General features: G+C 72.9%; 19 protein-coding genes. 6 read left to right on the top strand and 13 right to left on the bottom strand.

The annotated features are described in order from the left end of the window. The first annotated feature begins 44 nt into the window (after nucleotides 1–44). Nucleotides 45–1,064, top strand: a complete 1,020-nt coding sequence (locus AB0D66_RS08305) for a LacI family DNA-binding transcriptional regulator (RefSeq protein ID WP_362298858.1) — start codon at nucleotides 45–47, stop codon at nucleotides 1,062–1,064. Between the two features lie 96 nt (nucleotides 1,065–1,160). Here the strand turns inward: AB0D66_RS08305 and AB0D66_RS08300 are convergent, their stop codons facing one another. The 5 genes from AB0D66_RS08300 to AB0D66_RS08280 form a co-directional block, all read right to left on the bottom strand. Then, the gene (locus AB0D66_RS08300; RefSeq protein ID WP_362298509.1) at nucleotides 1,161–2,459 is read right to left on the bottom strand and encodes an aldolase; all 1,299 of its coding nucleotides are present in this window, start codon (nucleotides 2,457–2,459) and stop codon (nucleotides 1,161–1,163) included. A 170-nt stretch (nucleotides 2,460–2,629) separates the two neighbouring features. Next, entirely contained in the window at nucleotides 2,630–3,592 is a 963-nt protein-coding gene (locus AB0D66_RS08295) for an electron transfer flavoprotein subunit alpha/FixB family protein (RefSeq protein ID WP_362298506.1), read from the bottom strand. A gap of 58 nt (nucleotides 3,593–3,650) precedes the next feature. Next, nucleotides 3,651–4,436 (bottom strand): electron transfer flavoprotein subunit beta/FixA family protein, encoded by a 786-nt coding sequence (locus AB0D66_RS08290; protein ID WP_361763707.1) that lies wholly within the window; start codon nucleotides 4,434–4,436, stop codon nucleotides 3,651–3,653. Nucleotides 4,437–4,636: 200 nt separating this feature from the next. After that, nucleotides 4,637–5,167: a flavin reductase family protein gene (locus AB0D66_RS08285; protein WP_362298502.1), complete on the bottom strand. Its 531-nt coding sequence runs from the start codon at nucleotides 5,165–5,167 to the stop codon at nucleotides 4,637–4,639. Nucleotides 5,168–5,419: 252 nt separating this feature from the next. Beyond that, nucleotides 5,420–5,773 carry a thioredoxin family protein gene (locus AB0D66_RS08280; RefSeq protein ID WP_362298500.1) on the bottom strand — a complete coding sequence of 118 codons (354 nt, stop codon included), beginning with the start codon at nucleotides 5,771–5,773 and terminating at the stop codon, nucleotides 5,420–5,422. 236 nt (nucleotides 5,774–6,009) lie between these two features. On the opposite strand from AB0D66_RS08280, the gene AB0D66_RS08275 reads away from it, so the two are divergent. Next, nucleotides 6,010–6,732 carry a lysophospholipid acyltransferase family protein gene (locus AB0D66_RS08275; protein ID WP_362298497.1) on the top strand — a complete coding sequence of 241 codons (723 nt, stop codon included), beginning with the start codon at nucleotides 6,010–6,012 and terminating at the stop codon, nucleotides 6,730–6,732. Nucleotides 6,733–6,762: 30 nt separating this feature from the next. Here AB0D66_RS08275 and AB0D66_RS08270 read toward each other — a convergent pair whose 3' ends face one another. Further along, nucleotides 6,763–7,314, bottom strand: coding sequence for a CGNR zinc finger domain-containing protein (locus AB0D66_RS08270; protein WP_362298494.1), 552 nt, complete (start codon nucleotides 7,312–7,314; stop codon nucleotides 6,763–6,765). Between the two features lie 80 nt (nucleotides 7,315–7,394). Between AB0D66_RS08270 and AB0D66_RS08265 the strand changes: the two genes are divergently transcribed. After that, complete coding sequence (locus AB0D66_RS08265; RefSeq protein WP_362298491.1) at nucleotides 7,395–8,633, top strand: MFS transporter; 1,239 nt, start codon at nucleotides 7,395–7,397, stop codon at nucleotides 8,631–8,633. On the opposite strand, the gene AB0D66_RS08260 is transcribed toward AB0D66_RS08265, so the two are convergent. From AB0D66_RS08260 to AB0D66_RS08235, 6 genes are all read right to left on the bottom strand, one after another. Next, nucleotides 8,569–9,171, bottom strand: coding sequence for a transglutaminase family protein (locus tag AB0D66_RS08260; protein WP_362298487.1), 603 nt, complete (start codon nucleotides 9,169–9,171; stop codon nucleotides 8,569–8,571). The genes AB0D66_RS08265 and AB0D66_RS08260 overlap by 65 nt on opposite strands. A gap of 98 nt (nucleotides 9,172–9,269) precedes the next feature. Beyond that, nucleotides 9,270–10,346: a low specificity L-threonine aldolase gene (locus AB0D66_RS08255; RefSeq protein ID WP_362298483.1), complete on the bottom strand. Its 1,077-nt coding sequence runs from the start codon at nucleotides 10,344–10,346 to the stop codon at nucleotides 9,270–9,272. After that, entirely contained in the window at nucleotides 10,343–11,104 is a 762-nt protein-coding gene (locus AB0D66_RS08250; RefSeq protein ID WP_362298480.1) for an SDR family NAD(P)-dependent oxidoreductase, read from the bottom strand. The genes AB0D66_RS08255 and AB0D66_RS08250 overlap by 4 nt, the downstream gene beginning before the upstream one ends. A 26-nt stretch (nucleotides 11,105–11,130) precedes the next feature. Continuing rightward, complete coding sequence (locus AB0D66_RS08245) at nucleotides 11,131–12,537, bottom strand: DUF6421 family protein (RefSeq protein ID WP_362298477.1); 1,407 nt, start codon at nucleotides 12,535–12,537, stop codon at nucleotides 11,131–11,133. Between the two features lie 81 nt (nucleotides 12,538–12,618). Further along, nucleotides 12,619–13,671 carry an alpha/beta hydrolase gene (locus AB0D66_RS08240; protein ID WP_362298473.1) on the bottom strand — a complete coding sequence of 351 codons (1,053 nt, stop codon included), beginning with the start codon at nucleotides 13,669–13,671 and terminating at the stop codon, nucleotides 12,619–12,621. Then, nucleotides 13,668–14,792: an LLM class flavin-dependent oxidoreductase gene (locus tag AB0D66_RS08235; protein WP_362298470.1), complete on the bottom strand. Its 1,125-nt coding sequence runs from the start codon at nucleotides 14,790–14,792 to the stop codon at nucleotides 13,668–13,670. The genes AB0D66_RS08240 and AB0D66_RS08235 overlap by 4 nt, the downstream gene beginning before the upstream one ends. A 49-nt stretch (nucleotides 14,793–14,841) precedes the next feature. Here AB0D66_RS08235 and AB0D66_RS08230 point away from each other — a divergent pair, with 49 nt between their 5' ends. Beyond that, entirely contained in the window at nucleotides 14,842–15,480 is a 639-nt protein-coding gene (locus tag AB0D66_RS08230) for a PadR family transcriptional regulator (RefSeq protein ID WP_362298467.1), read from the top strand. 191 nt (nucleotides 15,481–15,671) lie between these two features. Continuing rightward, nucleotides 15,672–16,364: a glycerophosphodiester phosphodiesterase family protein gene (locus tag AB0D66_RS08225; protein WP_362298464.1), complete on the top strand. Its 693-nt coding sequence runs from the start codon at nucleotides 15,672–15,674 to the stop codon at nucleotides 16,362–16,364. A gap of 10 nt (nucleotides 16,365–16,374) precedes the next feature. On the opposite strand, the gene AB0D66_RS08220 is transcribed toward AB0D66_RS08225, so the two are convergent. Next, complete coding sequence (locus AB0D66_RS08220) at nucleotides 16,375–16,914, bottom strand: GNAT family N-acetyltransferase (RefSeq protein WP_362298461.1); 540 nt, start codon at nucleotides 16,912–16,914, stop codon at nucleotides 16,375–16,377. Between the two features lie 146 nt (nucleotides 16,915–17,060). On the opposite strand from AB0D66_RS08220, the gene AB0D66_RS08215 reads away from it, so the two are divergent. Then, nucleotides 17,061–17,567 (top strand): DUF5134 domain-containing protein, encoded by a 507-nt coding sequence (locus AB0D66_RS08215; RefSeq protein ID WP_362298459.1) that lies wholly within the window; start codon nucleotides 17,061–17,063, stop codon nucleotides 17,565–17,567. Nucleotides 17,568–17,579 lie beyond the last annotated feature (12 nt).

Genomic DNA, 17,579 nt, shown 5'->3' with positions numbered 1-17,579 from the left:
ACAGCCGCCGCCCGTCCGACCCCCGTTACGGAAACCGGCCGACCATGAAGGACGTGGCGGCCCGGGCGGGTGTGGGCCTGAAAACGGTGTCGCGCGTGGTCAACGGGGAGGCCGGGGTCACCCCCGACACCGAGCGGCGGGTCCAGGAGGCCATCGACGCCCTGGGCTTCCGCCGCAACGACAGCGCCCGCGTGCTGCGCAAGGGCCGTACCGCGACGGTGGGTCTGGTCCTGGAGGACCTCGCCGACCCCTTCTACGGCCCGCTGAACCGGGCGGTGGAGGAGGTGGCCCGCGCGCACGGCGCACTGCTGATCAACGGCTCCAGCGCCGAGGACCCGGACCGGGAGCGGGAGTTGGCGCTCGCGCTGTGCGCGCGCCGGGTGGACGGGCTGATCGTGATCCCGGCGGGCGACGACCACCGCTACCTGGAACCGGAGATCAGGGCGGGTGTGGCCACGGTGTTCGCGGACCGCCCCGCGGGCCGGATCGAGGCCGACGTGGTCCTCTCGGACAGCTTCGGCGGAGCCCGGGACGGGGTGGCCCACCTGATCGCGGGCGGCCACCGCCGGATCGGGTTCATCGGTGACCACCCCCGCATCCACACGGCGACGGAGCGGCTGCGCGGCTACCGCGCGGCGATGGCGGACGCCGGGCTGCCGGTGGCCGGATCCTGGGTCTCGCTCGGCTCCACGGCCCCCGGGCGGGTCGCGGCGGCGGCCCGGTCGATGCTCACGGGCCCGGACGCGGTGTCGGCCGTCTTCGCCGGCAACAACCGCGTGACGGTCACGCTCGTACGGGTCCTCGCGGAACGGGAGCGCGCGCGGGGGCGGGAGCGGCAGGAGGAGCACCCGGTGGCCCTGGTGGGCTTCGACGACTTCGAACTGGCCGATCTGCTCCGCCCCGGCGTGACGGTGGTCGCCCAGGACCCGGCGGCCATGGGCCGGGTGGCCACGGACCGCCTCTTCCAGCGCCTGGCGGGAGCCGACCTCCCGCCGGCCCGCATCGAGCTCCCGACCCGCCTCATCCCCCGCGGCTCGGGCGAACTCCCGCCGGCCGGCGGATAGGGGCGCGCCGGAGCGGCCCCGGCAACGGGCCGCGGCCCGGACCCGTCGCAGGACGGGTCCGCGCCGCGGGGCAGCCGGTTCGGGGCGGGCGGGCGGCTACGCGGTCGCCGTGAGCGTCGCCGAGCGGCGCGGGATCGCGAAGGCGTCGAGTTCCGCGCGGGTCAGGCCGGTGAGGGCGGTGACCTCGTCGGCGCCGACCGCTCCGCAGTCCAGACCGCGGACCAGGTAGCCGGCCAGGGCCTTGGCGGTGGCGGGCTCGTCCATCACGTCGCCCTCGATCTTGGCGACGTACGCCTTCAGGCGCGCGGCGGCGGCTTCGAGGCCCTCGCGGTAGAAGGTGAACACGGCCGCGTAGCGGGTCGGCAGGTGCGCCGGGTGCATGTCCCAGCCCTGGTAGTAGGCGCGGGCCAGGGCCCGGCGGGTCAGGCCGTAGTGCAGCTTCCAGCCCTCGTGGACCTTCTCGGTGGTGCCGATCGGCAGCACGTTGGTGGAGCCGTCGGAGACGCGTACGCCGGTGCCGGCGGCCGCGACCTGCATGATCGCCTTCGCGTGGTCGGCGGCGGGGTGGTCGCTGGCCTGGTAGGCGGCGGAGACGCCGACGCAGGCGCTGTAGTCGAAGGTGCCGTAGTGCAGGCCGGTGGCGCGGCCCTTGGACGCCTCGATCATCCGGGCGACGGTGGCGGTGCCGTCGGAGGCCAGGATGGACTGGCTGGTCTCGATCTGGATCTCGAAGCCGATCCGGCCCGGCCGCAGGCCGCGGGTGCTCTCGAAGGCCTCCAGCAGCTTGACGAACGCGCTGACCTGCTCGGCGTAGGTGACCTTGGGGAGGGTCAGGACGAGGCCCTCGGGCAGGCCGCCGTGCTCCAGCAGGCCGGAGAGGAAGATGTCGGTGGTGCGGATGCCGCGGTCGCGGACGTTGGACTCCATGCACTTCATGCGGATGCCCATGTACGGGGCGTTCGTGCCGTTGGAGAAGGCTTCGGAGACGAGGCGGGCGGCGCGGGCCGCGGCCTGGTCCTCCTCCTGGTCGGAGCGGACGCCGAAGCCGTCCTCGAAGTCGACGCGCAGGTCCTCGATCGGCTCGGAGGCGAGCTTGGCGCGGACGCGGTCGTAGACCGGTACGGCCAGCTCGTCGGAGATGCCCAGCACCTTGGCGAAGGTGGCGGCGTCCGGGGCGTGCTCGTCCAGAGCCGCGAGGGCCTGGTCGCCCCAGGAGCGGATGGTGTCCGCGGCGAACACGTCGCCGGGTACGTAGACGGTGTGGATGGGCTGGCGGGTGCCGGGGTCGCCCGGGTAGTGGCGCGCGAGCTCCGCGTCCACCGGGGCGAGGGAGGCGCTGATGCCCTCGCTGACCGCGCCTGCGAGGCTCGTCGCCACCTTCTCCTGCTGACCCATCGTGCACTCTCCTCTTTTCCGCTTCACGGAAGCTTAGATCCGCATAGCAGAATTTAGTCACGGGGTTCCGCTCAGTCAATGGTCCCCCGGCCGTCCCGGGGAAACGACCCGGGGCCGTGCGGTGAGAATCACCACACGGCCCCGGGTCGGAGAGATACGCAGGTCAGGGACTAGCCCTTGCGCGCCTTGATCTCGCCGGTCAGCTGCGGGACGACCGTGAAGAGGTCGCCGACCACGCCGTAGTCGACCAGGTCGAAGATCGGGGCCTCGGCGTCCTTGTTGATGGCCACGATGGTCTTCGAGGTCTGCATGCCGGCCCGGTGCTGGATCGCGCCGGAGATGCCCGAGGCGATGTACAGCTGCGGGGAGACCGACTTGCCGGTCTGGCCGACCTGGTTGGAGTGCGGGTACCAGCCGGCGTCGACGGCGGCGCGCGAGGCGCCGACGGCCGCACCGAGGGAGTCCGCGAGGTCCTCGATGATGTGGAAGTTCTCGGCGCCGTTGACGCCGCGGCCGCCGGAGACCACGATCGCGGCCTCGGTCAGCTCGGGGCGGCCGGTCGACTCGCGCGGGGTGCGGCCGGTGACCTTGGTGCCGGTGGCCAGGGCGCCGAAGGTGACGGCGAGCGCCTCGACGGCGCCGGCGGCCGGAGCGGCCTCGACCGGGGCCGAGTTCGGCTTCACGGTGATGACCGGGGTGCCCTTGGAGACGCGGGACTTGGTGGTGAAGGACGCGGCGAAGGCGGACTGCGTCGCGACCGGACCCTCGTCACCGGCCTCCAGGTCGATGGCGTCGGTGATGATGCCGGAGCCGATGCGGACCGCGAGGCGCGCGGCGATCTCCTTGCCCTCGGCGGAGGACGGGACGAGCACGGCGGCCGGGGAGACGGCCTCGTACGCGGCCTGGAGCGCGTCGACCTTCGGTACGACGAGGTACTCGGTGAACTCGGGGGCGTCGGCGGTGAGGACCTTGACCGCACCGTGCTCGGCGAGCACCGCGGCGGTGGCGTCGGCACCGGCGCCCAGGGCGACGGCGACGGGCTCGCCGATGCGGCGGGCCAGCGTCAGCAGCTCGAGGGTGGGCTTGCGGACGGCGCCGTCCACGTGGTCGACGTAGACGAGAACTTCAGCCATGGGACTGCTCTCCTGCTATTGCGAAGTGTCTGGGGGCTAAGCGGGGTGACCGAAGTTCTCAGATGAACTTCTGGCCGGCCAGGAACTCGGCCAGCTGCTTGCCGCCCTCGCCCTCGTCCTTGACGATCGTGCCGGCGGTGCGGGCCGGGCGCTGGGCCGCGGAGTCGACCTTGGTCCAGGAGCCTTCCAGGCCGACCTCGTCGGCCTCGATCTCCAGCTCCTCCAGGTCCCAGGACTCCACCGGCTTCTTCTTGGCGGCCATGATGCCCTTGAAGGACGGGTAGCGGGCCTCGCCCGACTGGTCCGTCACCGAGACGAGCGCCGGGAGGGAGGCCTCCAGCTGCTCGCTCGCGGTGTCGCCGTCGCGGCGGCCGGTCACGGTGCCGTCCTCGACCTTGACCTCGGAGAGCAGGGTGACCTGCGGGACGCCCAGGCGCTCGGCCAGGATCGCCGGGAGCACGCCCATGGTGCCGTCCGTCGAGGCCATGCCCGTGATGACCAGGTCGTAGCCGGCCTTCTCGATGGCCTTGGCGAGCACCAGCGAGGTGCCCATGACGTCGGTGCCGTGCAGGTCGTCGTCCTCGACGTGGATGGCCTTGTCGGCACCCATCGACAGCGCCTTGCGCAGCGCGTCCTTGGCGTCCTCGGGGCCCACCGTCAGAACGGTGATCTCCGCGTCGTCGGCCTCGTCGGCGATCTGCAGCGCCTGCTCGACGGCGTACTCGTCGAGCTCCGACAGCAGGCCGTCGACGTCGTCACGGTTGACGGTCAAGTCCTCGGTGAACTGCCGGTCGCCGGTGGCGTCGGGCACGTACTTCACACAGACAACGATCCTCAGGCTCACGCCGGCTCTCCTACCGCATCGTCTTTTCTGGTACCGCCTTGTGCAGGCAGCATAGGCGCCTTGTCGGGCGGATCCCGGTCGGGGCGGCCCGCGCTCCGAAGGGAATGTTACTCGTCAGTACACCGTGGCTCCCGCGCAGGCGCAAGCTCGGTGAACTGTGATCTGTCCAACGCCGCCCTACCCGCCCCAACAGGGACGATTCAGTCGCGCAGCGCGTTGAAGCGACCTTGGTGGTACAGCAGGGGGCGACCCTCTCCGGCCGGATCCCCCGCCACCGCCTCAGCGATGATCACACGGTGCTCGCCCGCGGGCACCCTCGCCACCACCCGGCAGACCAGCCACGCCAGCACCCCGTCCAGTACGGGGACCCCGTGCGGGCCCGCGCTCCAGCCGGTGGCGGCGGCGAAACGGTCCGCCCCGGTCCGGGCGAAGAGGCCCGCCAGCTCGCGCTGGTGCTCGCCGAGTATGTGGACCCCGAGGTGGTCGCTGTCGCGCACCGCGGGCCAGCTGGAGGACCCGGTGCCGATGGTGAAGGACAGCAACGGCGGGTCCGCGGAGACGGAGTTGAGCGAGGTGGCGGTGAAGCCCGCCGGGCGCCCGCCGGTCTCGGCGGTGATCACCGCGACCCCGGCGGCGTGCCGGCGGAACACGGAGCGCAGGAGGTCGGGCGAGCCGGGGTGTCCGGCGTACCGGGGGGACGAAGTGGCGGTCGGGGCCGCGGGAGCGGTCATCGGGGTACTTCCTTCTGCCGCGGAGCACGCGGGCGCTGTCGGGGATCGGGGACCGGAATGTTCAGCGACCCTGACAGCGCGCGCTCGCGTACCGGACGAGGTCCACATGGACCCGCCCGTAGAGCAGGAGTTCAAACGGCATACGGCCAGCCTGGCGATCTCCCGTGTACACAGTCAAGCGGGATCCGTCAGATGTCAGGCGCGTCACGCCGCGTACGGGCCCGCGGGACGGCGCGTGCACCGGCGCCCGCTTCATACCGCGGCGCCCAGGGCCGCGATCACATCCGCCTTGCGCGGCATCCCGGCCGCCCGCCGCACGATCCGGCCGGCCGCGTCCAGGACCAGCACGGTCGGGGTCTTCTCGATGCCCAGCGACCGCACCAGCTCGAGCCGGTCTTCGGCGTCGATCTCGATGTGCGCGACCCCCTCGATCATCCCCGCGACCTCGGCGAGGATCCGCCGCGTGGCCCGGCAGGGCTGGCAGAAGGCGCTGGAGAACTGCACCAGGCTGGCCCGCCGTCCGGGCTCCGCGCCCAGCTCCGCGGCGCCCAGGGAGACCCGGCCGCCGTCCCCGCCGCCGTGCCGCTCGTCGTCCTGCCCGCGCACCCGCGCTCCCCTCGCCGTCTTCGCTTACGCGCCCCATGCTCGTACGCTCGTACTCTGATCGGAGCGCCTTGCGGAGGAACCGCATTCCCGGCGTGACGAGAATCTCCCCGGGCACAGTCGTCTGGGCTGGCCAGCAGCCCGCGTTTGGGGCACGATCCCCCATGGGTCGCGTACCTACGCTTCCGTAACTTCCGGCCGGGAGCACCTCCCCAGGCAGAAAGCGGGGTCTCCCCACGATGGCTGAGCTCGTCTACCCTCCCGTGATCGGCGCGGCGCACGGACTGTTCCGCGCGCTGGACATCCGGATCGACATGAAGGGCACCGAGAACATCCCCCGCAAGGGCGGGGCGGTCCTGGTGTCGAACCACATCGGCTACCTCGACTTCATCTTCGCCGGCCTGACCGCGCGGCCGCAGAAGCGCCTGGTGCGCTTCATGGCCAAGGAGTCGGTGTTCCGGCACAAGGTGTCCGGCCCGCTGATGCGCGCGATGAAGCACATCCCGGTGGACCGCAAGCAGGGTGAGACGGCATACCAGCACGCTCTGGACTCGCTGCGGGCCGGCGAGATCATCGGGGTGTTCCCCGAGGCGACGATCTCCCAGTCCTTCACCCTCAAGAGCTTCAAGTCGGGTGCGGCGCGCATGGCCCAGGAGGCCGGGGTCCCGCTGATCCCGGTGGCGCTGTGGGGCACCCAGCGGCTGTGGACCAAGGGCCGTCCGAAGAACCTGAAGCGCAGCCACGTCCCGGTGACGATGCGGGTCGGCGAGCCGATCGAGGCGCCGACGGACCAGTACGCCGGGGCCATCACCCGCCGCGTGCGGGAGCGCGTGCAGGAGCTGCTGGACGCGGCGCAGCGCGCCTACCCGGACAAGCCCAAGGACGCCGCCGACTCCTGGTGGCTGCCCGCCCACCTGGGCGGCACCGCCCCGACGGCGGCCCAGGTCAAGGAAGCCGGCTGAGCCGAATCCGGAGCGCGGCCCCGCCCCCCGTCAGGCTTCGCGCTTGCGGCGGCGGTGGGCCGCCACCCGTGAGCGTCCCGCGCACGGGGTGGAGCAGTAGCGGCGCACGCTGCCCGGACCGGTGGCGAGGAAGAACCGCCCGCAGCCCTCGGCGGCGCAGGCTCCCCAGGCGATCCGCCCGTATTCGGTGAGCAGCTGGGCCAGTGCGAGGGCGCCCGAGGCCAGGAACCAGTCGCCCCAGCCCGCGTCCTCGCCGCGGTCCACGTGCAGGTGCCAGGGATGCCCGTCGTGCCGGGTCAGCCGGGGACGGGTGGCGCACTCCTCCAGCAGCGCGTTGAGGGCGTCGGCGGCCCGGTCCTCGTCGCCCTCGCGGAGCACCCCCGCCATCCGCCGGGCGGCGGCCCGCAGTTCGGCGGCGGCCGCCTCGGGGAAGGCCTCCGCGGTGAGGTCCGCCGGGCGCTCCCCGTGCCCGGCGAGCAGCAACGCGAGCTCGGTGCGCGGCAGTTCGGGGTCCGCGCGGACCGCCTCGGCGAGGTCGATCAGCCGCCGGGCCGCCGAGAATCCCCCTCGCGGGTCCGTCATGCCCGGATCCTTTCCTCGTACACCCGAATGACGTAACGTCTTGTGCTGCTATCACGTTACCGCAGCGGGGAGGGGTCGGGATGAGCGGGTTCGGGCGGTACCTGGCGGCGGCGCTGGCCGCGCGGTTCGCCTCCGAGGGCATGGGCATGGCCGTGGTCCTGCTCGCCCTGGAACGCACCGAGAGCGCCTCGTACGGGGCGTTCGTCCTGACGGCCTGGCTCGCGCCGCACGTCCTGGCGGCCCCGCTCGCGGGCACCGCCGCGAGCCGCACCGGCCGGCCCCGCCTCTTCCACCTCGGCACCCTGGCCGGCTTCACCGCGGCCGTGGCGGCGCTGGCCCTGCTGCTGGGCCGGGCCCCGCTGCCGCTGGTGCTCGTGGTGGCGGTGCTCGGCGGCAGCTGCGGGCCGATGGTGACGGGCGGACTGTCCAGCCTGGTCACCGGGCTGGTCCCGGCGGGCGCCGGGCGGGACCGCGCCTACGGCTGGGACGCCTCCACCTACAACGCGGCCGCGGTGACCGCGCCGGCGGCGGTCAGCCTGGTGACGGCCCTGGGTTCGGCGGCTCCGGCGATGGCGGTCCTGGCGGTGTCCGGCGCGCTGGCGGCCGCGCTCGCCGCGACCCTCCCGTACGGGCCCGGGGGCGCGGCCGCGCCCCAGGACGGACCCCGGGCCGGGCTGGGGGCCGGGCTCGCGGCCCTGTGGCGGGTCCGGGAGCTGCGGGCCGTCACCTCGGCGACGACCCTGGCGTTCGTGGGCATCGGCTCCCTCACCACCACGTCGGTCCTGCTGGCGGCGGGGCTCGGCAGCCCGGGCGCCGGGGGCGTGCTGATGACGGCCTTCGCGGTGGGCGCCCTGGCGGGCTCGCTGACGCTGGGCCGGATGACGGCCGTGGAGCCGGGCCGCCTGGTGCGGTGGGCCCTGGCCGGGACCGGGGCGGCGCTGGCCGGGGCCGCGTTCACGCCCTCCCTCCCCGCCACGGTGGCCCTGTTCGCGGTGGCCGGGGTGTGCGACGGACCGCTGCTCACCGCCACCCTGCGGATCCGCTCGGAGTACGCCCCGGACGCGGTGCGGACGCAGGTGTTCACCCTGGGCGCCGGCCTCAAGCTGACGGCGGCGTCGGCCGGGGCGGCCCTGGTGGGCTTCGCGGCCGACGCACCCCCGTGGACGCTGCTGACCGGGATCGCCGGACTCCAGCTCGCGGCGGCGCTGCTGCACGTGCTGACGGCGGCGCGGGCGCCGGCCCCGGAGGCCGCGGTCACAGACCGGTCGGCAGGTTCTCCCACAACCGCGGCCGGTCGGCGGAGTCCTGGAGCGCCTTGAGCGCGGCCGGGTGCGGGGCGGCGTACAGCTCGGGGTAGTCGATCTCGCCGAGCTCCGGGCGCACGGGGAAGGCCAGTTGCTCCGCGTCGAGGCTGAACCGGGCGTCCACACCGGGCTTGTTGCCGCGCGGGTCCACCCGGGCCCACGTCTCGGTGCCGGGCAGCCGGAGCGCGACCAGTCCGTGGACGACGGGGTTCGATCCGTCGTCGTCGGCGAGGAGTTGGTAGCACAGGGCGGCCGGGATGCCCTGGGCGCGCAGCAGGGCGGCGAGGGCGTGGGACTTGGCGTAGCAGATGCCGTTGCGGGTGGCCAGGACATCGGAGGCGCGCCAGGAGACGCGCGGGTCGCCGGAGTCGGCGGAGTGCGGGACGGCGTCGCGGACGTACTCGAAGACCGCCTCGGCGTATGCGTACGCGTCGCCGTCCGTGACGGTCCAGAAGGCGTCGGCCGTTTCACGCACCAGGGGGTGCGCGTGGTCTATGGCTTCGTCGGCCGCCAGATAGGCGGCGAGGTCGGGCTGCTCCTGGATCAGTTCCATGATCCAGGAGCATACCTATGCGGCAAACCGCACAACTATCGATTTTCCGGCGCCCCGGCCGCGCTGCCGGGCAGCGCCGCCGGGGCGGACGGGGGGCCTCAGCGCGCCAGTTCTTCCTTCAGCGCCTGGAGGAAGCCGTCCACGTCCTCTTCCTGGGTGTCGAAGCCGCACATCCAGCGGACATCGCCGGCGGCCTCGTCCCAGAAGTAGAAGCGGTAGCGCTCCTGCAGCCGCCGCGAGACCTCGTGCGGCAGCCGGGCGAACACCGCGTTCGCCTGCACCGGGTAGAGGATCTCCACGCCGTCGGTCTCGCGCACCCCGGCGGCGAGACGCTGCGCCATCGCGTTGGCGTGGCGGGCGTTGCGCAGCCACAGGTCCTTGGCGAGCAGCGCCTCGAGCTGGACCGAGACGAACCGCATCTTCGACGCGAGCTGCATCGACATCTTGCGGATGTGCTTCATCTGCCGGACCGCGTCCGGGTTGAGCACGACCACGGCCTCGCCGAACATCATGCCGTTCTTGGTGCCGCCGTACGACAGCACGTCCACGCCGACCGTGTTCGTGAAGGAGCGCATCGGCACGTCGAGCGAGGCCGCGGCGTTGGCTATCCGGGCTCCGTCGAGGTGCACCTTCATGCCCAGGCCGTGCGCGTGCTCGCAGATGGCCCTGATCTCGTCCGGGGTGTAGACCGTGCCGAGCTCGGTGTTCTGGGTGATCGAGACGACCTGGGGCATCGCCCGGTGCTCGTCCTCGAAGCCCCAGGCCTCCTGGTCGATCAGCTCGGGGGTGAGCTTGCCGTCCGGGGTCGGGACGGCGAGCAGCTTGAGGCCCGCCATCCGCTCCGGTGCGCCGCCCTCGTCCACGTTGATGTGGGCGCTCTTGGCGCAGATCACCGCACCCCACCGGTCGGTCATGGCCTGCAGGGCGACGACGTTGGCGCCCGTGCCGTTGAAGACCGGGAAGGCCTGTGCGTACGGTCCGAAGTGGCTGCGGAAGATCTTCTGCAGGTGTTCGGTGTACTCGTCCTCGCCGTAGGCGACCTGGTGGCCGCCGTTGGCGAGCGCGAGGGCCGCGAGGACCTCGGGGTGCACCCCCGCGTAGTTGTCGCTGGCGAAACCGCGGACCGCCGGGTCGTGGTGGCGCCGGGCGTCGGTCTTGCCGGCATCGGTTCTCACGGTTGCGGAGTGAGCCACAGACGCTGTCCGTTCACATCGATGGCGGGTCGCTCCCATACGCCGGCGATGGCCTCGGCCAGCTCCTTGACGTCGGTGAAGCCCGCGAACTTCGCATTGGGACGCTCGGCGCGCATCGCGTCGTGCACCAGTGCCTTGATGACCAGGATCGCAGCCGCCGCGCCGGGGCCGTCCTCGCCCCCCGCCTTGCGGAAGGAGTCCGCGAGGGCCAGGGTCCAGGCCTCGGCGGCCGCCTTGCCCGCGTTGTACGCGGCGTTGTTGGCGACCGGCTTGTGCGCGCCGGACTGGCTGACCAGGACGTAGCGGCCCCGGTCGCTGCGCAGCAGGCCGTCGTGGAAGGCGAGCGAGGTGTGCTGGACCGTGCGGATGAGGAGCTTCTCCAGGAACGCCCAGTCCGCGAGGTCGACGTCGGTGAAGGTCTTGCTGCCGCGCCAGCCGCCGACGAGGTGGACCAGGCCGTCGATCCGGCCGAACTCCTTCTCGACCTGCTCGGCCCAGGCCTGGGTGGCGGCGAGGTCGAGCAGGTCCACGGTGTCGCCGGTGATGGTGGCGCCGCCATGGGCGTAGCGCGCGGCGTCCACCGCCTCGGCGAGCCGCGCCGGATCGGCGTCGGACGCGATGACCACGGCGCCCGCCTCGGCGAGGCGGAGCAGGGTGGCGCGGCCGGCGGGGCCACCGGCCCCGGCCACCGCCACTACCGCTCCGTGCAGCTTTCCGTTGCCGTTCGGGGAGCCGTTCATCTGTACAGCCTCCTGTGGGCGGTCGCTCACGCGGCGACTCGCTCGGCCTGCTCGGCATTGCGGGCGGTGATGCCCTTGGTGGAGGCGATCACGCCCTTGAGCTTCTTGGCGAGCGCCTCATAGAACATGCTGAGCGGAAACTCGTCCGGAAGCACGTCGTCCACGAGCTTGCGCGGAGGCTGCGTCATGTCGAGGGCGTCGGGGCCCTTGGCCCACTTGGAGCCCGGGTGCGGGGCGAGGTACGTCGAGACCAGCTCGTAGGCCTTGAACCAGTGGACCAGCTTCGGGCGGTCGATGCCGGCCCGGTAGAGGTCCTCGATCTCGGCGCACAGCTGGTTGGTGACCTGCGGGGCGCGCATCCAGTCGATCTTCAGCTTGTTGTCCGTCCAGCGCACGACGTCGTGCTTGTGGAGGTAGGCGAAGAGCAGCTGGCCGCCGAGACCGTCGTAGTTGCGGTTGCGGTCGCCGGAGACCGGGAAGCGGAACATCCGGTCGAAGAGGACGGCGTACTGGACGTCGCGGCCGTGCTCGTTGCCCTCGGACTCCAGCTTCACGGCCTCCTTGAAGGCGGTGAGGTCGCAGCGCAGCTCCTCCAGGCCGTACATCCAGAACGGCTGGCGCTGCTTGATCATGAAGGGGTCGAACGGCAGGTCGCCGTGGCTGTGGGTGCGGTCGTGGACCATGTCCCACAGGACGAACGCCTTCTCGCAACGCTCCTGGTCCTGCACCATGGCGGCGATGTCCTCGGGCAGCTCGATGCCCAGGATGTCCACCGCGGCCTCGGTGACCTTGCGGTAGCGGGCGGCCTCGCGGTCGCAGAAGATGCCGCCCCAGGTGAAGCGCTCCGGGGCCTCGCGCACGGCGATGGTCTCCGGGAAGAGCACGGCGGAGTTGGTGTCGTAGCCCGGGGTGAAGTCCTCGAAGGTGATGCCGAGGAAGAGCGGGTTGTCGTACCGGGTGCGCTCGAGCTCGGCGAGCCACTCGGGCCACACCATGCGCAGGGCGACGGCCTCCAGGTTGCGGTCCGGGTTGCCGTTCTGCGTGTACATGGGGAACACCACGAGGTGCTGGAGCCCGTCGGTGCGCTCGGCGGCCGGCTGGAAGGCCATCAGCGAGTCGAGGAAGTCGGGCACCCGGAAGTCGTCGGCGACCCACTTGCGCAGGTCCGCGACGAGCGCCCGGTGGTAGGCGGCGGCGTGCGGGAGCAGCGGCGAGAGCGCCTCGACGCCCTCGATCACGCACTCGACCGCGGCCGCGGCCTCGGACCGGGTGGGGGCCGCGACGGCCTCGAAGTCGATGGAGCCGTCCTTGGCCTGCCAGGGGCGGATCTCCTCCACGGCGGCCTTGAGCGCGGGCCATGCGGGGTGGTCGACCACCCGCGTCCCGGCGGTTATCACGGCACCGCCGGCACCCGGCACAAGAGTTTCCGTCATGTCACTTCCTCCACAGGAGAACCTCACGTCAAGGCAGGGTAAACGGCGCAGGCTCTCCCGTTCAAGAGGGATCTCGGGAAATTATCCTGCGTAACCCCCTGCTTCACCGGAAGTCTTCCCGTCCTTCAGGGTGGAATTGATGGCTCCGCCCAGTCGCGCCATGGCCTCCCGGGCCTGCGGCAGCACCCCGGCGAGGGCCAGGAACCCGTGGAACATCCCGGGATGCTCGTCCAGAACGGCGGGGACGCCGCACTCGGCCAGCCTGCGGCGGTAGGCCCGGCCCTCGTCCCGCAGCGGATCGCACCCGGCGAGCACCAGGTGCGCGGGCGGCAGCCCGGTGAGGTCCGCCCGGAGCGGGGAGGCCAGCGGATGCCCGCCGTCGCCGCCGGGCCCCAGGTACTGCTCCCAGAACCAGCGCAGGTGCGCGGCGGTCAGGAAGCAGCCCTCGGCGTATGTCCGGTAGGACGCCGAGTCCTGTGCGGCGTCGAGCACGGGATAGACCAGCACCTGGAGGGCGACGGCCGGTCCCCCGCGCTCACGGGCCAGCAGCAGTGCGGCGGCGGCCAGGTTGCCCCCGGCGCTGTCCCCGGCGACGACCAGGGCGCGGGGGTCGCCGCCCAGCTCGACGAGGTGCGCGCCGACCCAGCGCAGGGCGGCGTACGCGTCTTCCGCGGCGGCCGGGAAGCGGTGCTCGGGAGCCCGCCGGTAGTCCACGGAGACCACGGCCGCGCCGGCCGCCCGGGACAGGGCGCGGGCGGTGGCGTCATGGGTGTCCAGGTCGCACAGGACGAAGCCGCCGCCGTGGAGGAAGAGCACGGTGGGGCGCGGGCCGGGCCGCTCCTCCGGGTCGGGCAGGTAGATCCGTACGGGGACCGGCGGGGCTCCGGGCGGGCCGGGCACCGCCAGGTCCTCGACCGCGCCGACGCGGGGCGGGTCGGCGGCCGGCCGGGGCGCGGCCGCCAGGATGCGCCGGGCCTCGTGGGCGTCGGTGACGCTCCCGCCGAGGTCGGGGAAGGAGGCGGTGAGCGCGTCGAGGTAGGGCAGGGCGGCGGGGTCGAGGGCAGTGTCCGGGCCAGGGGCAGGGCCCGGGTCGGGATCGGGGCCGGTGCCCGCGCCGGGCCGGGGGGCCGTCATCGCCGGCCCCGGAAGTGGGGGATGACCTTCTCGCCCCACTGGCGCAGGGTCTCCAGACAGGCCTCCTGCTCCACGGTGCCCATCTGGATCAGGCACATGATCTCGTCGGCCCCCGCCTCCCTGAGCCGTTCCACGTACGCGATGGCGTCGTCGGCGCTGCCGTAGGCGTGGTCGGCGTTGAAGGTGGCGGTGGAGGTGGGGCGCACCGGAATGTCCTGTTCGTGCAGCCGGGCCACCACCTGCTCGGCCGCCTCGCGCATCCGCGCGGCCTCGTCCGCGCCCGCCACCACGGCCTCGTCGGGGACGCCCGCGCCTCCGTACCAGTGGCCGATGGACTGGGCGAAGAACCGCTGGCCGCGGATGCCGATCCGGCGCGCCTCCTCCCGGTCGTCGAGCACGATGGTCGGGCACAGCACCGAGAAGTGGTCGTTGACGGCGGTGGACACGAACCGGCTGCCGTCCCGCCCGGCGACCGCCGCGTCGTAGGCGGCCCGCATCCCCGCGATCGACTCCGGTCCGGCGAAGCCCATCACCAGGGCCCCGATCCCCAGCTCGGCGGCCTGCACCAGGGTCTCGCCGCGGCTGCAGGCCAGGAACAGCGGAGGATGCGGGGTCTGCGCGGGCCTCGGCAGGATCGGGTGGGGGTCGATGTCGATCAGCGGGCCGTGGTACTCCAACTCCTCCTCCTGCCAGGCCCTGCCGATGATCCGCAGGGCCTCCTCCACCTCCGCGGTGGTGCGCTCCCGGTCCACCCCGCACAGCGAGGTCTCCTGCGCGGTGCCCCCGCGCCCGGCGCCGAGGTCGAGCCGCCCGCCGGAGAGCAGGTCGAGCATGGCCGCCCGTTCGGCCACCCGCACCGGGTGGTTGAAGTTGAAGGGCATGCACACCACCCCGTGCCCGATGCGTATGGTGCTGGTCCTGGCCGCGACCCAGGTCAGGAAGATCTCCGGGGCGGACATGTGCGCGTACCACTTCAGCGAGTGGTGTTCGACCGCCCAGATCCGGTCGAAGCCCATCCGCTCGGCGAGCACGGCCTGCTCCACGCAGTCGCGGATCACCTGGTGCTCCCGCTCCACGGTGGGGTCGGCGAGCTGGGCTTCGAAGATCACGGAGAATTTCACGGTGCCTCCAGGGTTGCTTCCCGTGCCCGGTCTTACTTCAATGAGCCATATGACTAATAGTCAGAAGCCAAAGAAGCAAGAGTCCGGGAAGCAGGAGCTGCCGCCGACCGCGTGGGCGGTTCTCGGCCTTCTTTCCTTCCCGGGGGAGCGCACCGGCTACGAGCTGAAGAAGTGGGCGGACTCCTCCCTGCGCTTCTTCTACTGGTCGCCCGCCATCAGCCAGATCTACGCCGAGCTGCGCCGCCTGGAGGAGCTGGGTTACGCGGCTTCCGCGCGCTCGGGGCCCGAGGAGGTGCGGGCCAAGCGGCGCTACGCCATCACCGACGCGGGCCGCGAGGCGCTGGCCGGCTGGGCCTGCGGCACGGCGGACGCCGGGCCCCCGGTGCTCAAGCACGGGCTGCTGCTGCGGGTGTGGCTCGGGCACCTGGCCGAGCCCGAGCGGCTGCGCGCGATGGTGGACGAGCACCTGGAGCGCACCCGGGGCGAGCTGGCCGCCGTACGGGAGGCCCTGGCGGAGGCGGGCGAGGTCCCGGAGTGGGCCTTCCCCGCGCTCGCACTGCGCTGGAGCGAGCGGCAGCACCTGGCGGAACTGGAGCTCGGCGAAGCCCTCCGGACCGATCTGGCGGCCCTGGCCGGCGCCGGCGGGATGGCCCGTCAAGCCGATGGGGACGCGCCCACCCCCGGGTGACGGCGACGCCCCCGCCACCGGCCGCCCGGGGGCTCACAACCCCGACGGGAAGCGGCCGGTGTGCTTCCGCGGGGCCTTGCACGGGCGGTCCCTTCGCACCCCCGGCGCACTAGCATGCGACCTCATCGCGCGCGGCCGGTCGGGACACCGCGTCCGCGCGGGGAGCCGCCGTCGACGGAAGCGAGAGAACCTTGACTTTCCTCACCATCGGTCACCGCGGGGTCATGGGTGTCGAACCGGAGAACACCCTGCGGTCGTATCTTCGAGCGGAACGTTCCGGCATGGACGTCATCGCTCTGGACGTCCAGCTGAGCAAGGACGGCGCCCTCGTCGCCCTGCACGACCCCGAGGTGGACCGGACCACCGACGGCTCGGGCGCCGTCGCCGACCTGACCCTGGCCGAACTGCGCGGGCTGGACGCCGGTCAGGGCGAGCGCGTGCCGGTGCTGGAGGACGTACTGGACGCGGTCCGCACCCCGCTCCAGGTGTCGGTACGGGACCGGGCCGCCGCCGGGGCGCTGGCGGAACTGCTGCTGCGGCGCGACCTGACCGCGCGGGTGGAGGTGGCCTCCTTCGACGACACGCTGCTCGCCGAGGTCGCGCGGCTGGTGCCGGGGGTCCGGACGGTGCTGCACGCGGCCGCTCCCGACGACGGTGCCGAGGAGGTCGTGGGCCGGGCGGCGGCCGCGGGTGCGGCGGCGATCGCCCTGGACATCCGGCGGCTGAGCCTGGCGGCCGTCGAGGCGGCGCACGCGTCCGGGCTGCGGGTGACCGGCCGGGACGTCAACACCCTCGACCTGCTGCGGCTCGCGCGGGCGCTCGAACTGGACGGCGCCGAAACCGACTTCCCGGAGATCCGCAGCACGGGCCGCTTCACCGCGTAGGACCCTGCGGCTACAGCGACTTGACCAGCAGCTCGAAGGCCAGGTCGTCGCGGAGCGGGACGCCGAAGCGCTCGTCACCGTAGGGGAAGGGGCTCAGCTCGCCGGTGCGCCGGTAGCCGCGGCGCACGTAGTAGGCGATGAGCTCCTCCCGTACGTTCACCACCGTCATCCGCATCTCCTTGGCGCCCCACGTGTCACGGGCGCGGCGCTCGGCCTCGGCCAGGATCTCCTTGCCGAGGCCCGCACCCTGGAGCCCGGGGCGGACGGCGAACATGCCGAAGTAGACGTGGTCGCCGCGGTGTTCGAGCTGGCAGCAGGCGACGATCCCGCCCGCCCGCTCGACGACGACGAGGGTGCTGTCGGCCGCGTCGATGATCTGGCGGACCCCGTCCGCGTCGGTGCGCTGCCCCTCCAGGTAGTCGGCCTCCGTGGTCCAGCCGCCGCGGCTGGCGTCACCCCGGTACGCCGACTCCACGAGGGCCACCAGCTCGCTCACGTCCGCCGGGGCGGCACTGCGGAAGCTGAGAGCGGCGGGGTTGGCGGTCGACATCGGTGGCTCCGTTCTGCGCGGTGGCATGTGACATGCCGAATTCGGCAGGCAGAGCCTATCCCGGGGCCGCGTGAAGGCGCGGTGAGAGGGGCATCCCTTCCCCTGACGCCGACGAACCGGGAGGTTCCGCCGTGCACGGTTCCGCCATGTCCTCATCCGACCTCGCCTCCGCCTGGCTGCTCGTCGTCCTGTGCGCGGTGAGCGGGGCGTACTGCCTGCGGCAGGTGCGCAGATCGGGCGGCGCCGCGGCCGGGGAGGCGGTCATGGCGTTCGGCATGGCGCTGATGGCGGTTCCCCTCGGGGACCGTGACGGGTGGCAGGCGCTCGCCCTCGGCGCGGTGTTCTGCGCCGCCGCCCTGCACGGGGTGTGGCTGCTGCGCGGCGGGGCGCACCACGCGCACCACCTGGTGGGTTCGCTGGCCATGGCCTACATGGCGCTGACGGCGGCGGGCTACGGGCACGGCGGCGGGCCGTCCCTGGTCACCGGGCTGCTGCTGCTCTACTTCGCCGGGTACGTGCTGCTGGGCGGGGCCCGTCTGGTCGCGGCGGGCGGCGGCGCGCAGGGCAGCTACCCGGTGGCGTCGGCCGAGCTGTCCCGGGCCTGCCGACTGGCCATGGGGATGGGGATGTTAGCGATGCTGCTCATGATGTGAGGGCGCGGGCGC

The sequence above is a fragment of the Streptomyces sp. NPDC048270 genome, assembly GCF_040652335.1.
In the GTDB taxonomy this organism is placed as follows: Bacteria; Actinomycetota; Actinomycetes; order Streptomycetales; family Streptomycetaceae; genus Streptomyces.
The sequence above is the reverse complement of the archived record's forward strand: the minus strand, read 5'-3'. Positions and strand labels throughout refer to the sequence as shown.